General features: G+C 44.7%; 15 protein-coding genes. 12 read left to right on the plus strand and 3 right to left on the minus strand.

The features are described 5' to 3' along the window. Nucleotides 1-41: 41 nt before the first annotated feature. The 11 genes from AAC006_RS17645 (at nt 42) to rpoS (ending at nt 10,136) form a co-directional block, all read left to right on the plus strand. Nucleotides 42-1,664, plus strand: a complete 1,623-nt coding sequence (locus AAC006_RS17645; protein WP_126873159.1) for a methyl-accepting chemotaxis protein — start codon at nt 42-44, stop codon at nt 1,662-1,664. A 140-nt stretch (nt 1,665-1,804) separates the two neighbouring features. After that, nucleotides 1,805-3,523 carry a TIGR03545 family protein gene (locus AAC006_RS17650; RefSeq protein ID WP_126873158.1) on the plus strand — a complete coding sequence of 573 codons (1,719 nt, stop codon included), beginning with the start codon at nt 1,805-1,807 and terminating at the stop codon, nt 3,521-3,523. A gap of 107 nt (nt 3,524-3,630) precedes the next feature. Continuing rightward, the gene (gene ftsB, locus AAC006_RS17655; protein ID WP_013785529.1) at nt 3,631-3,921 is read left to right on the plus strand and encodes a cell division protein FtsB; all 291 of its coding nucleotides are present in this window, start codon (nt 3,631-3,633) and stop codon (nt 3,919-3,921) included. 5 nt (nt 3,922-3,926) lie between these two features. Beyond that, nucleotides 3,927-4,658 (plus strand): 2-C-methyl-D-erythritol 4-phosphate cytidylyltransferase, encoded by a 732-nt coding sequence (ispD, locus tag AAC006_RS17660; protein ID WP_126873157.1) that lies wholly within the window; start codon nt 3,927-3,929, stop codon nt 4,656-4,658. Then, on the plus strand, nt 4,649-5,122 hold the full coding sequence (gene ispF / locus AAC006_RS17665; protein WP_126873156.1) for a 2-C-methyl-D-erythritol 2,4-cyclodiphosphate synthase: 474 nt from the start codon (nt 4,649-4,651) through the stop codon (nt 5,120-5,122). Before ispD ends, ispF begins: the two co-directional genes overlap by 10 nt. Continuing rightward, nucleotides 5,119-6,189, plus strand: coding sequence for a tRNA pseudouridine(13) synthase TruD (truD, locus tag AAC006_RS17670; RefSeq protein ID WP_013785532.1), 1,071 nt, complete (start codon nt 5,119-5,121; stop codon nt 6,187-6,189). The genes ispF and truD overlap by 4 nt, the downstream gene beginning before the upstream one ends. Nucleotides 6,190-6,199: 10 nt before the next feature. After that, nucleotides 6,200-6,943, plus strand: coding sequence for a 5'/3'-nucleotidase SurE (gene surE / locus AAC006_RS17675; protein ID WP_126873155.1), 744 nt, complete (start codon nt 6,200-6,202; stop codon nt 6,941-6,943). Between the two features lie 42 nt (nt 6,944-6,985). Then, nucleotides 6,986-7,621 carry a protein-L-isoaspartate(D-aspartate) O-methyltransferase gene (locus tag AAC006_RS17680; protein ID WP_126873154.1) on the plus strand — a complete coding sequence of 212 codons (636 nt, stop codon included), beginning with the start codon at nt 6,986-6,988 and terminating at the stop codon, nt 7,619-7,621. Next, nucleotides 7,618-8,196 (plus strand): YqaA family protein, encoded by a 579-nt coding sequence (locus tag AAC006_RS17685; RefSeq protein WP_013785535.1) that lies wholly within the window; start codon nt 7,618-7,620, stop codon nt 8,194-8,196. The genes AAC006_RS17680 and AAC006_RS17685 overlap by 4 nt, the downstream gene beginning before the upstream one ends. Before the next feature lie 10 nt (nt 8,197-8,206). Continuing rightward, nucleotides 8,207-9,070: a peptidoglycan DD-metalloendopeptidase family protein gene (locus AAC006_RS17690; RefSeq protein ID WP_013785536.1), complete on the plus strand. Its 864-nt coding sequence runs from the start codon at nt 8,207-8,209 to the stop codon at nt 9,068-9,070. A 133-nt stretch (nt 9,071-9,203) separates the two neighbouring features. Then, nucleotides 9,204-10,136 carry an RNA polymerase sigma factor RpoS gene (gene rpoS, locus AAC006_RS17695; protein ID WP_049791838.1) on the plus strand — a complete coding sequence of 311 codons (933 nt, stop codon included), beginning with the start codon at nt 9,204-9,206 and terminating at the stop codon, nt 10,134-10,136. 62 nt (nt 10,137-10,198) lie between these two features. On the opposite strand, the gene folA is transcribed toward rpoS, so the two are convergent. Next, nucleotides 10,199-10,699 carry a type 3 dihydrofolate reductase gene (gene folA, locus AAC006_RS17700; RefSeq protein WP_232043519.1) on the minus strand — a complete coding sequence of 167 codons (501 nt, stop codon included), beginning with the start codon at nt 10,697-10,699 and terminating at the stop codon, nt 10,199-10,201. Between the two features lie 363 nt (nt 10,700-11,062). Here folA and AAC006_RS17705 point away from each other — a divergent pair, with 363 nt between their 5' ends. Then, nucleotides 11,063-11,431, plus strand: a complete 369-nt coding sequence (locus tag AAC006_RS17705; protein WP_013785539.1) for a hypothetical protein — start codon at nt 11,063-11,065, stop codon at nt 11,429-11,431. A gap of 149 nt (nt 11,432-11,580) precedes the next feature. Here the strand turns inward: AAC006_RS17705 and cgtA are convergent, their stop codons facing one another. Both cgtA and rpmA read right to left on the minus strand, forming a co-directional pair. Further along, complete coding sequence (gene cgtA, locus AAC006_RS17710) at nt 11,581-12,777, minus strand: Obg family GTPase CgtA (RefSeq protein ID WP_126873153.1); 1,197 nt, start codon at nt 12,775-12,777, stop codon at nt 11,581-11,583. A gap of 172 nt (nt 12,778-12,949) precedes the next feature. Further along, nucleotides 12,950-13,207, minus strand: coding sequence for a 50S ribosomal protein L27 (rpmA, locus tag AAC006_RS17715; protein WP_013785541.1), 258 nt, complete (start codon nt 13,205-13,207; stop codon nt 12,950-12,952). Nucleotides 13,208-13,209: the final 2 nt, after the last annotated feature.

Here is a 13,209-nt window from a genome sequence, read left to right on the forward strand (position 1 = left end):
AGGTCTACACTAGATAATATAAAAACTGGAGGTTCCTGCTGATGTGGTTACGCAATTTTAGTTTAATTCAAAGGCTCAGTATCATTGTCGCGCTGACGGCGCTGTTGTTTTTGGTGCTAACCGGTGCGGTATTAAACCAGCACTACAAGGCGCTCAAAGAAAAGTCGTATAAAGAAAATCAACACCTGGTAGAAGTTGTTCATACCTTGCTTGCAAGCTTTGAATCCTTGGAAGGAGTAGATGAAGACGCCGCTAAACAACAGGCGCTGACCGCAGTTAGCCGCCTTAGATACGATGAGAGCAACTATTTTTGGATTCAAGATGCTACCCCTGCCATGGTCATGCACCCCATCAAACCATCGCTGAACGGGCAAGATTTACGAAGCTTTAAAGATGGAAACGGTAAAGCGTTTTTTGTGGAAATGGCCCAACTGGTTAAGTCTTCAGGCAGTGGCTTTGTTGATTATGTTTGGCCACTACCAGGTGAGGAAACGCCGGTAGACAAAATTTCGTATGTTAAAGAGTTCAAACCATGGGGTTGGACTGTAGGTTCAGGTATTTACTTATCCACTCTTGAAGCAGAGTACGCCAACTTACGCAATTTGCTTATCGTTATTTGTATTATTAGCGTGTTATTGGTGGTAGCGCTTATCTTCTATATTGGCGGCAGTATTGTTAAACCTGTCCATGAAGTCACTGAAAGAATGAAAGATATTGCCATGGGAGAGGGCGATTTAACACGGTCACTTCCAGAATCAGGCCACGATGAAATAACGCGCCTTGCTCGCTACTTCAATGAATACACCAATAAAATGCGGCAATCCTTGTTAGGTATACGTGAAAATATCACCGCCCTAACGCAGCAAGCCGTTCTGGTTGAAACCGTTAGCCAAGATAGCAATGACCAAGCGCAAAGCCAAAATGAAAATATGATGCAAGTTGCCGTGGCCATGGAACAAATGACCACCCAAATTCAGCAAGTGAGCCAAAATGCAGATACTGCTGAAACGAGTACTAGCGGCGCACGCGCCAATGTAGAACAAGGCACCAGCGTAGTAGAAAGTACCGTGAGTGATATTCGTTCTTTGACGTCGAACATTGAGAGCGTGAGCCATGTGGTGAGCGAGCTTGCCGAACAAACTAACAGTATTGGCGCTGTACTAGACGTTATTCGCGGCATTGCCGATCAAACTAACTTACTTGCACTGAATGCTGCTATTGAGGCCGCTCGCGCTGGGGAACAAGGCCGAGGGTTTGCCGTGGTGGCCGATGAAGTTCGTACGCTAGCCAGTCGTACAGGCCAAAGTACCGATGAAATTCAAGCGATGATTGAAAAGCTACAGAGCAATGCAAAAGCTGCTGTAGACGCCGTGCAAGTCAGTCAGAGTGCTTCAGCAAATACGGTGGACAATGCCAACAAAGCAAACGATAGCTTAAAAGAAGCCGACCGGCTTATGAATGAGATTTCAGGTATGAGTAGCCAAATAGCTCGTGCGACAGAACAACAGGCAGAGGCCGCCAATGAAGCCAATATTCGCATCAATGCCTTATCAGGTGCAGCTGATAACAGTCTAAAAACGGCGGAAAAATTAGCGAGTGCCAGTCAGGCACTAAAAGCTAGCTGTATGGCGATAAAAGAAATTGCCAGCAAATTTAAACTTTAGTGAACCAAATTAGTCGTAAAAAGGAAGGTATTCACAGGTTTATACTACTTCCTGCGTATGGAAGTATTTAAAGCGGTGCTTTAGACTGGTTATCTACATCGTTAGATAACCAGCTAAACGTCGTTTACAAGGAGTGATATATGAGCAGTGATAGTAAAGGGATCCCAATCAAGTATTGGGTATTGGGCTTTTTTGTTTTACTTATCTTAGTGTATGTTCTATTTGCTAATACCATTATTAAAGCCGTACTAGAATCGAAATTAGGCGAGTCTTATGGCGCAGAAGTCAACATTGCCGAATTTGATCACTCTTTATATCCTACCACTGTTACTCTTAAAGGCATTGGCTTAACCAACGCAACAAAGCCTTCTCACAATCAAGTGCTAGTTGGCGAAGCAAATGCTGACGTTGCCCTAATGCCGCTGCTTTCCAATCAAGTTGTGGTAAACAACCTGAACTTACTTGATGTGCAATTTGACCAAGTCCGTGAGCACGAAGGTGAAGTTTACCGGGTGCCTGAAAGCTCACTGTCCTACGATGAAATTAAAGCAAAAGCCAAAGAAGCAGTGCCTTCTGTAGACGAACTGCTTGCCCGTAATCCATTAAAAACGACCGCCGCTGTTGCCGAGGCAAAAGAAGCCTACGCCACCTATTCTGAAGGCTTGAAGCAAGAATATGAAAACTTGCCTGATAAAGAACGCATCGACTATTACAAAACCCAGGTTGCTGCGCTTAAAGAAACGAATTACAAAGATCCACAAGCCCTCATTCAAGCTAAGTCGTCGTTAGATAAGCTAAAAGAAGAAATGAGTGCAGATCGTGCGCTTATTAGCAGCTTTACCGAAAAAGCGTCGAATGCTAAGAGTGCGTTGAGCAACTCGGTAAAGGCCTTAAAAGAAGCGCCTAGTGAAGATTATGCATTACTTAAAGGCGTGATTGCGGGCGATGAAGCGGCACTATCTCAAGTGACTTACTTTGTATTTGGCGACAAAGCTGCTGAATACTCAGAGTACCTAATGTCGGCCATGCAAATTGTGATGCCCCTACTCCAAGGCGGTGATACACCCGAAGAACCTGCTGCCGATATGCCTTCTATTTTGGTGAAGCAAGCTAATGTGTCTGTGCTTTGGCAAAACGAGTCGATAAGTAGCTCATGGCAGAACATTACCAACACCCACAGTGTGTTTGGAGACCCAACGACCTTTACCATTGAAGCAGCTGGCGACATGCTTAAGCAATTTACCTCAAGTGGTGAATTCTGGATTGATGAAAGTGGCGTAGATGCGAGCCAAGTATGGGAGTTAGCTGGGGTAAATATGTCAAATATTCCAGTAAGCGGTAATGAAACCCTTAACGCCGTGATGAAAACTGCACTCATGGCAACCACAGGCTCAATGGAAGTGGTTGATAACCAGCTAAGCGGCAACGGTAAGGTTAACTTGCAAGAGTTAGTGATGGAAGCTACAGGAACTAGCGACGTGACTAGCGCGATTGCCTCTGCACTTCAATCGTTAAGTAGTTTATCGATGACCATGCTACTTGATGGCACTTTAGCTAACCCTGGGTTTAATATTAAGTCAGATTTAGACAATAAATTGGCCCAAGCTGCTATCTCTCAACTCACCGCGTCTCAGCAAGATAAGCTTGATGAACTTAATGCCAAGCTAAATGCGATGGTTGCCAGTGAACAAGATGCTCTATCGAGTGAATTGGTTGATGTTAATTCAATGCTAAGTGCGGCACAGGGCGACAGCGGCGCCTTACAAGAACTACTTCAAAGCCAATTGAGCAGCGTAGTTGAAGAACAAAAGAATAAATTGTTCGACAAACTCAAAGGGAAATTAGGGCAAGGTGAATAAAGCACCTTTGATTCCTAAGCCCTTCGCGGCATAATAGGTCATAACGTAGAGGGCAGTTTACTGCCCTTTTTAAATTTTCCTCCGCTTACCGGTTTTTAGGTGATTTTGTGTGGCAAGATAAATGGCTTCCTATTGTACTCATCACCCTATTAGGGTTGTTGCAGTATCGACTGTGGTTTGGGAAAAACAGTATTCCTGACTACCTTAGTCGAGAGCAGGAAGTAAAAACTCAAGCGCAGCAAAACGCAAACCTTGCACAGCGAAATGCCTTGCTAAACGCAGATATCACCGACCTTAAAGTAGGTTTAGAAGCCATTGAAGAGCGCGCTCGCAATGAATTAGGTCTGATTAAGCAAGGGGAAACTTTTTACCGGATTTTACCGCCAGAAACTAAGTGAGTAACATGACATCCTCCTCTGTGGTTGCGGTTATTCCCGCAGCTGGAATTGGCAGCCGAATGCAGGCTGATCGCCCCAAACAGTATTTAACCCTTCAAGGGAAAACGATTCTTGAACACACCGTTGAAATACTGCTAAACCATCACGCCATCGATTACCTTGTTATTGCCATTAGCCCTCACGACACCTACTTCCCTTCTCTTGCCATTGCTAATAATCCGAAGGTTAAAGTCGTAGAAGGTGGCAATGAACGGGCTGACTCTGTGCTAAATGCCGTAAACACCCTGCCAGAAAATACGTGGGCATTAGTGCACGATGCCGCGCGTCCTTGCGTAAGTGCTCATGACATTACTCAATTGCTAACGGTGATGGATAATGGACAGGTAGCAGGCGGTATTTTAGCGTCTCGGGTACGAGATACCATGAAACGAGGTGCCGATAGCCGGGCTGCTAATGCCAATTTCCCAACGGTTCTTCATACTGAAAGTAGAGAAAATTTATGGCATGCCCTTACGCCGCAGTTGTTTCCCACTGCGCTGCTTAAGAGTGCGTTATACGATGGGCTCGCCGCTGGTGCATCCATTACCGATGAAGCATCGGCCATAGAATACAGCGGGTACAAGGTTGCACTTATTGATAGCGACCCAGCCAATATTAAAATAACCCACCCTGGGGATTTACCCTTGGCAGATTTTTACTTACATCAACGACAGAAGGCACAAGTAGAATGCGAATAGGACACGGTTTCGACGTTCATAAATTTGGTGGTAACGGCCCCATTGTTATTGGTGGTGTAAGCATTGACTATGAACAAGGCCTAGTCGCCCATTCTGATGGCGACGTATTACTACATGCGTTATGCGACGCTTTACTTGGCGCTGCAGCCCTAGGTGATATAGGCAAACATTTTCCCGATACTGATGACGCCTATTCAGGTGCCGATAGTCGTGTACTACTCAGGCATGTCGTTCACGTAGTCAATGAAAAAGGCTATACCTTAGGCAATGCCGATATGACCATAGTGGCGCAAGCCCCAAAAATGGCACCACACATTCAGGCCATGCGAGAGATCATAGCCAAAGACTGTCATTGCGAGCTTGATGTAATCAACGTAAAAGCGACTACGACAGAAAAGTTAGGATATACAGGCAGAAAGGAAGGCATTGCTGCACATGCGGTCGTGTTACTGGAAAAGATATGAAACCATTACATACTCAACACTGGAATTACTACTTCAATAAACCCGTTTCAACTGGCTTATTTAAATTCCAACCTGATGACTTTCAGGTTGTGGAAGACTTAGGTTATGAACCCTGCGGTGAAGGCGAGCATCAATTCATATTTGTAGAGAAAATTAATACCAATACTGCTTTTGTGGCTGAACAACTGGCTCGCTATACCAAATTGCCCCTTCGCCAAGTAACTTATGCTGGCCGCAAAGATAAGTATGCTCTTACCCGTCAGTGGTTTGGTTTGCATGCACCAGGGCAAGCTGATTTCGATTTTAGCGATTTTGAGCTAGAAGGTGTGCGGGTTATTAAGCAAACTCGCCACAATAGAAAACTTCGTACCGGTCAATTAAAAGGTAATGCCTTCACCATTACGCTGCGCCAAGTTGTACACCCTGAAGCCATTGAAGAACGCCTGCAGGAAATCGCCAAACATGGTGTGCCTAATTATTATGGCGAACAGCGCTTTGGGGTCATGCGTGTGAACGAGCAAGGTGAAGTGCAGCGCGGTGGCAACCTTGCCATGGCTGAGCGGATGATAAACGGTGAAACCATTCGTCATAGAAATAAGCGCTCTATGGCATTATCGGCCTTGCGTAGCTGGCTATTCAATGAGGTCATCTCTACTCGTTTAGAAAACGAGACCTTCGATAAAGTAGTTACCGGTGATGCATTGGTATTAACCGGCTCAAACAGTTTCTTTATTGACGATGACAAGCAGCAAGACAGTCAGCAACGTTATGAAGACAAAGATGTATGTCCTTCGGCACCGCTTTGGGGTAAGGGTGACTTAGTTACCACATCAGAAGCAAACGCTACGGAGGAGAAAGTAGCGATAGGCCATCCTGAAGTTATCGACTTCCTAGGGCAATGTGGTTTCGAGCAAGAACGTCGTGCAATAAAAATATGGCCATCGCAACTTGAATGGCAAAGTAAGGGTGATACATTAACCCTATCTTTTTCATTACCTAGCGGTTGTTTTGCCACATCCGTACTTAGGGAATGTGTTGAAACCGTTTCTCCCATTCACAGTATTTAGTTGAGATTGCATGAAAATCCTAATGAGTAACGATGATGGTGTGTTTGCAAAAGGCTTAGCTATTTTGCACGAAACTATCGCCAGCGAGCACGATATTACTGTTGTCGCCCCCGATCGTAACTGTAGCGGCGCAAGTAACGCCCTTTCGTTACATCAACCCCTTCGTATTCAACGCATGGACAGTGGCTTTTATTCTGTCAATGGCACGCCATCAGACTGTGTTCATTTAGGTATCAGCCGAATATTAAAAGATGACCCCGAACTGGTGGTATCTGGCATTAATCATGGTGCTAACTTAGGCGATGATGTAGTTTATTCAGGTACGGTAGCCGCGGCGACGGAAGGGCGATATATGGGCTTGCCTGCCATTGCCGTGTCGCTTGCCAGTAAGAAAGGTGAGAACTTTGAAACAGCAGCTCGGGTAGTGCTAGATATTATCCGTAAACTTCAATCTCATCCTTTACCTGCAAATCAAATTTTGAACGTAAATGTTCCTGATATACCCTATGATGAACTTAAAGGTATAGAAGTTACCAGACAGGGTCGCCGACATCGTGCTGAACCTATGTTTGAAGATAAAGACCCGTTTGGTCAAACCATCTATTGGTATGGCCCAGCAGGTTCAGAACAAGATGCTGGCCCAGGTACAGACTTTCACGCAGTGGCAAACGGATATTGCTCCGTTACCCCGCTCAGTGTAGATATGACTGCCTACCAAAGCTTAGACAATATGAAAGAATGGTTAGCCAAATAACCGAATAATGCGCGGCCGATAATAAGGATAATAAGCACCACCATGAGAGCCTCCAGAAAAGGGGATGCGCTAGCACAGCTGCTTTATGATGAAGGGATCCGTTCGCAGCCTGTGCTCAATGCCATTGCCGGTACACCCCGGGAAACATTCTTACCTGATGCGCTTAAGCATAAAGCCTATCAGAATACTGCGCTGCCTATCGGGCAGGGGCAAACCATTTCGCAACCCTATATTGTTGCGAAAATGACTGAACTGCTGCTAGATAGTCCGAATAAACCGGAAAAAGTGTTAGAAATTGGTACCGGCTCTGGTTATCAGACCGCTATTCTTGCACAGCTTTTTTCGGCTGTATTCAGCGTAGAACGAATCAAATCGCTACAGTTTCATGCAAAAAGACGGATGAACCAACTCGATTTACATAATATTGCCATGAAGCATGGTGATGGATGGAAAGGGTGGACATCTAAAGGTCCTTACGATGCCATTATTGTGACGGCTGCGGCCAGTAGTTTGCCGCAAGATTTATGCGATCAATTAAAAGAAGGAGGCCGCCTGATCATTCCCGTAGGAAATGAACAGCAGTCTCTATTGTGTATCGACAGGATAGAAGGCGAGCTAAAAACCACCACAATAGAGGCGGTGCGTTTTGTTCCCTTAGTAGCAGGAGAGCTATTGTGAAATTGTTCGAGCCAATGTACGACATGGCACTTCGATGGGCTAGACACCGCCATGCGGTTAAATATTTAGGTGGGCTTAGTTTTGCTGAGTCAGTATTTTTCCCAATTCCACCTGATGTCATGCTTGCGCCCATGTCGTTGTCTCAACCGGACAAAGCGTGGCGCTTCGCGCTTATTACTACGCTTGCGTCTATTTTTGGGGGGATAGCGGGTTATTGGCTGGGGTATTTTGCCTTTGATGCATGGTTAGCGCCTATCATTGAAAGTTGGGGCTATACCCACAAAATAGAAACTGCGACGCAGTGGTTTGCCGATTACGGCGTTTGGGTGGTGTTTGTAGCGGGGTTCTCCCCTATTCCCTATAAAGTCTTCACTACCAGTGCTGGCTTTCTACAAATGGCGTTCTTTCCGTTTCTTATTGCCTCTGCGGTAGGCCGTGGCGCAAGATTTTTCTTGGTCGCAGGACTTATGCGCTGGGGCGGCGCCCCTATGGAAGCAAAGCTACGCCAATATGTGGAAGTATTAGGCTGGGCAGTGGTGCTATTGGCTGTTGCCGCTTACCTTATCTTGCGATAATAGCAGAGCGATGTCATACCGCTTAGTTCTGATTGGTGCTGTGCTACTGCTACTACAAAGTTGCAGTAGCCGAACCGGCCCTGCCCCCGTTGTTCTATTAAATAGTCAAGCAGATCAAGAGTCTGGTGGATTCACATCAGATACCTATAAAGTACAGCCAGGAGACACCCTTTTTGGCATCGCTTGGTATACCGGAAATGACTATCGAGATATCGCTAAATTTAACAGTTTATCAGAACCTTATCGTATTTTCCCTGGTCAAGAATTACGCATCACTCCCCCCCCTAAAATTGTAAAGATTTCGACAAGATCCAAGCCGCAGACCACTCAGTCAGCAGATCCGACCACGACAACAGTAGACAAAAGTTTGATTGACCCCCCCAAACCACGGGCGTATGGTGAAGGTGAAAAAGTTGTTAAGCGACAAAACGTTACGAGCGTCAACAGGCCGTCAGAAAGCGTCAAAATAACGGCAGCCAATAGTTTTCCTAACAAGGTAAAGAAGTGGGTTTGGCCTACCAAAGGTAGGGTTGTTGAAACGTTCAGTAAGTCAGAGTCGGGCAACAAAGGAATTGATATCGCTGCGGCAAAAGGTACATCGATACACGCGGCAGCAGATGGAAAAGTTGTTTATTCAGGAAGCGCCTTAAGAGGCTACGGTAATTTGGTTATTATCAAACATACCGACACCTTTTTAAGTGCCTACGCATACAACGACAACATTATCGTTAAAGAACGAGACTGGGTGTCAGCGGGGCAAAAAATCGCCACCATGGGTGACAGCGGAACAAATTCGGTAAAACTTCATTTTGAAGTTAGGTATCGTGGAAAGTCTTTAGACCCACTGCGTTATCTGCCAGCTACACGACCATAATAATAACAAATAACAATAAGAAACGAATTAAGGAGAAACGTCGTAAGGTAAACCTTGAAGCAGGAGATTCATTGTGGGTCATATAAATCAAAGCCTAGAATCAAATACGAAAGATGACTTAAATGTCATTGATATACCAGCCGATCTGAAAACAGATAAAATAATATCTGATGACACTGACACCAATTCAGAAGAATTAGTGTTAAGCCAAGACGACCAACCAAAAAATCTAGACGCCACACAGTTATATCTAGGTGAAATCGGCTTCTCGCCTCTGCTTAGTGCAGAAGAAGAAGTGTTTTTCGCCAGAAAGGCTCTACGTGGATGTGAAGCCTCACGCAAGCGCATGATTGTTAGCAATTTACGCCTAGTAGTGAAAATAGCGCGTCGATACAACAACCGCGGTCTTGCCCTGTTAGATTTAATCGAAGAAGGGAATCTAGGACTTATACGTGCTGTTGAAAAGTTCGATCCCGAACGTGGTTTTCGTTTTTCAACGTACGCAACCTGGTGGATAAGACAAACCATTGAACGCGCAATTATGAATCAAACGCGCACGATTCGGTTACCTATCCATGTTGTAAAAGAACTTAATGTATATTTACGTGCAGCTCGTGAGTTATCTCAGAAACTCGATCACGAACCTACTGCTGAAGAAATTGCACTTGCCTTAGACAAACCTGTCGAAGACGTTACCAAGATGCTGCGACTTAATGAACGTATTACGTCGGTAGATACCCCAATTGGTGGCGAAAACGATAAAGCGTTGTTAGATATTCTAGCCGATGAAAAAGAATTCGGTCCAGAAGAGAACTTACAAGACTCAGACATCAAATCAAATATTGTTGGCTGGCTGGAAGAACTCAACCCTAAGCAACGTGAAGTGTTGGCAAGACGCTTTGGATTAATGGGTTATGAGCCCTCAACGCTTGAAGATGTGGGTGCTGAAATTGGTCTTACTCGTGAACGAGTTCGTCAAATTCAAGTAGAGGCATTACGTCGATTGCGAGACATTCTAGGCCACCAAGGCCTATCGCTAGAAAATTTATTTAACCAAATGAATTAATAGCACATTGTACTAACACCATGCCGAGGCGCATTTTGCCCTCGGCATTTTTGTTTGTAGTCTTAAACCCTGGTTAAACTCACAAAAGTGTAGTTATGTGGGTTCTTCTCATCAGCGGTGTGCTCCTCACGGCTTTTCTCTTTCCAATGGCCATGGGCATCATAATCAGGAAACTGTGTATCGCCTTCTACTGCCAAATTAATAAATGTTAGGTGCAAAGTATCAGCCTTATCTAAAAACGCCTGATAAATGGTGCCACCACCAATAATCATAACCTCATCTGGGTGACTCTCTAATGCTGAAGCATATTCGATAGCCGCTTCAGGTGATGATACAACCGACGCGTCTGGCAAACTGTAAGCGCTGTTTGTAGTGATAACAATATTCGGTCTTCCCGGCAAAGCGCGTCCGATAGACTCATAGGTTTTACGCCCCATAATGACAGGCTTACCCATGGTTACTTGTTTGAAATGTTTCAAATCTGCTGGCAAATGCCAAGGCATGTCGTTATCAGCTCCGATAACACGGTTATTAGCCATCGCGGCAATCATCGCAATTTTCATAGTAATACTGACCAAAAGTGTTTCAATTGCACCTATGATAACTGATTAAAACCGAGGCGATAACACCCTTCGACTTACCTGCCCCAGTTACTATGAATTTAAACAAACCTAGCCACTTTTCTGTCCTGTTTATTTTCTCATTTTTGACTTACTTAGATACAGATCAAATAGTCTTCCTCTTTCTCCTTTCTCCTTTCTCCTTTCTCCCCATATGGTCTGCTGGGCCTTATTGTCTACTGCGCGTTGCTAGGGTGAAAAAAGCGAGACGAGTCAATCTTAATTACGAACCACATGCAAATAAAAACAATTATCATTTGCGATAATCTTTTATATCGTCTAGGGTGTAATTAGGAGGGCAAGCAAATGCAAATAACTTACTTGTGTGCAAAACACGAAGATTGGATTTACAGCAACCCGAAGCAAGCGCTTCACTTTATGGCCAGAGACGAGATGCAAGGCACACTTTTACTGCACTGCGGACAATACACCGAAGCTATTCCTTACTTAGGTTGCGCTTTTGATATTGCGGTTATTCTCTTAGAAGTAGATGGCGGCGAAAATGAAGCGATGAAAAGCAAAGTGACGAGCCTAGCTGGGCTACTTGAAGAAACCTATTACAACCTCAAACTTCCCGAGTACCGAAACGCCATTTTAGATAGAGCTAATTCTGTATTACAAGCCACAGAATCAGCAATGTTGTCAGCTTTTTTGCTTAAATCTGTGCATCAGTAAGCTGATAAAAATGCTTACCGGCTTAGCATGTAAACTGTGTGTTTTAAAAAGAAATCAAATGCTATTAATAAAAAAACCGCTAGTTTTCGCAAACTAGCGGTTTTAATGTTGTTCGTTTAGCACTGAAATAAGCGTGAATGCTTTTTTAGTTAACGACGGTACTCAACTTCTACATCGTAGTCATCTTCGTCCCAATCTTCATCATCGTCTAAGTCATCACTTAAATTGTCTTCGAAGTCGTCGCCTAAGTCAGCTTCTTGTGCTTCTAACGTATTACGATGGTAAGTATCCCACTTGAACTCAACATCTTTCGTTTCTTCTTCTGCAATAACTTCGGTTGGAAGCGTATCGATGAAGTCCATGATTTCTCGGCAAAGCGGCTCTAAGCCAATCTTCTGGAAAGCAGATATTTGGTATATTGGGCCTTCCCAACCAATTTGTGCGGCAATTTCTTTGCAGCGCTCATTGGCTTCTTCTTCAAGCATCAAATCGACTTTGTTAAACACTAACCAGCGAGGTTTACTTGCTAATTTAGGGTTGTACTTTTCGAGCTCTTCAACAATAGCCTTGGCATTTTCAGCTGGATCGCTTTCATCCACAGGCATAATGTCTACAACATGAAGCAGTATACGGCAGCGCTCTAAATGCTTAAGGAAACGAATACCTAAACCTGCGCCGTCAGCTGCACCTTCAATAAGCCCAGGAATGTCGGCTACTACGAAGCTGCGCTGTGCGTCTTGACGAACTACACCTAGGTTTGGTACTAGCGTAGTAAACGGGTAATCGGCCACTTTAGGCTTAGCTGCAGATACAGAGCGGATAAACGTAGATTTACCTGCATTCGGCATACCTAGTAAACCCACATCGGCCAATAGCATTAATTCGAGTTTTAAATTACGAATTTCGCCTGGCGTACCGTTGGTTTTATGACGTGGTGCACGGTTAGTACTGCTCTTAAAACGCGCATTACCTAAACCGTGAAACCCACCTTGTGCCACTTTAAGCTGTTGCCCATGACGAGTAAGGTCGCCAAGTACTTCACCGGTATCGCTGTCGGTAGCTCGGGTTCCTACTGGAACACTTACCGTTAAATCTTTACCGCCACGGCCAATACAGTTAGCGCCTTGACCATTTTGGCCACGCTCTGCACGGTGGAAACGCTCGAAACGATAGTCGATCAATGTATTCAGGTTTTCATCGGCAAGAAGAAAAACACTACCGCCGTCGCCCCCGTCGCCACCATCAGGGCCACCTTTGGGAACATATTTTTCCCTTCTAAAGCCAATTACGCCGTTGCCGCCGTCACCGGCTTCAACACGAATTTCAGCTTCATCTACAAATTTCATTTATCACTCCGGGCATTGTTGCCGTAGGGGTTATTTATACTCAGTATTTAACTACTAAGTTTACACCAAATTGTTATGTACTGCCCAGATACTAAAGCTCGGGTTTCCATAAAACAAAAAACCCCGCAAGCGCGGGGTTTTTCTAAGCCTGTTCGGCGAGTAGCTAAGGCGCTTACTCTGCTACGATGCTTACAAATTTACGGTTGTTCGGTCCTTTAACATCAAACTGAACTTTACCGCTTTTTAATGCAAACAACGTGTGGTCTTTACCGATACCCATGTTGTCACCAGCGTGGAAACGAGTACCACGTTGACGAACAATGATGTTACCAGCAAGAACAGATTCTCCACCAAAGCGTTTAACACCTAGGCGTTTACTCTCTGAATCACGACCGTTTTTGGTACTACCACCAGCTTTTTTATGTGCCATGT

This window comes from uncultured Alteromonas sp., from assembly GCF_963976965.1.
GTDB lineage: Bacteria > Pseudomonadota > Gammaproteobacteria > Enterobacterales > Alteromonadaceae > Alteromonas > Alteromonas naphthalenivorans.

What these genes read in the sequence shown, in the direction of transcription:
- cgtA (WP_126873153.1), bottom strand. Translation starts at nt 12,777, where the DNA reads ATGAAATTTGTAGATGAAGCTGAAATTCGTGTTGAAGCCGGTGACGGC.
- truD (WP_013785532.1), top strand. Translation starts at nt 5,119, where the DNA reads ATGAAACCATTACATACTCAACACTGGAATTACTACTTCAATAAACCC.
- AAC006_RS17705 (WP_013785539.1), top strand. Translation starts at nt 11,063, where the DNA reads ATGCAAATAACTTACTTGTGTGCAAAACACGAAGATTGGATTTACAGC.
- ispD (WP_126873157.1), top strand. Translation starts at nt 3,927, where the DNA reads ATGACATCCTCCTCTGTGGTTGCGGTTATTCCCGCAGCTGGAATTGGC.
- rpmA (WP_013785541.1), bottom strand. Translation starts at nt 13,207, where the DNA reads ATGGCACATAAAAAAGCTGGTGGTAGTACCAAAAACGGTCGTGATTCA.
- AAC006_RS17650 (WP_126873158.1), top strand. Translation starts at nt 1,805, where the DNA reads ATGAGCAGTGATAGTAAAGGGATCCCAATCAAGTATTGGGTATTGGGC.
- AAC006_RS17690 (WP_013785536.1), top strand. Translation starts at nt 8,207, where the DNA reads ATGTCATACCGCTTAGTTCTGATTGGTGCTGTGCTACTGCTACTACAA.
- AAC006_RS17680 (WP_126873154.1), top strand. Translation starts at nt 6,986, where the DNA reads ATGAGAGCCTCCAGAAAAGGGGATGCGCTAGCACAGCTGCTTTATGAT.
- AAC006_RS17645 (WP_126873159.1), top strand. Translation starts at nt 42, where the DNA reads ATGTGGTTACGCAATTTTAGTTTAATTCAAAGGCTCAGTATCATTGTC.
- surE (WP_126873155.1), top strand. Translation starts at nt 6,200, where the DNA reads ATGAAAATCCTAATGAGTAACGATGATGGTGTGTTTGCAAAAGGCTTA.
- folA (WP_232043519.1), bottom strand. Translation starts at nt 10,699, where the DNA reads ATGAAAATTGCGATGATTGCCGCGATGGCTAATAACCGTGTTATCGGA.
- ispF (WP_126873156.1), top strand. Translation starts at nt 4,649, where the DNA reads ATGCGAATAGGACACGGTTTCGACGTTCATAAATTTGGTGGTAACGGC.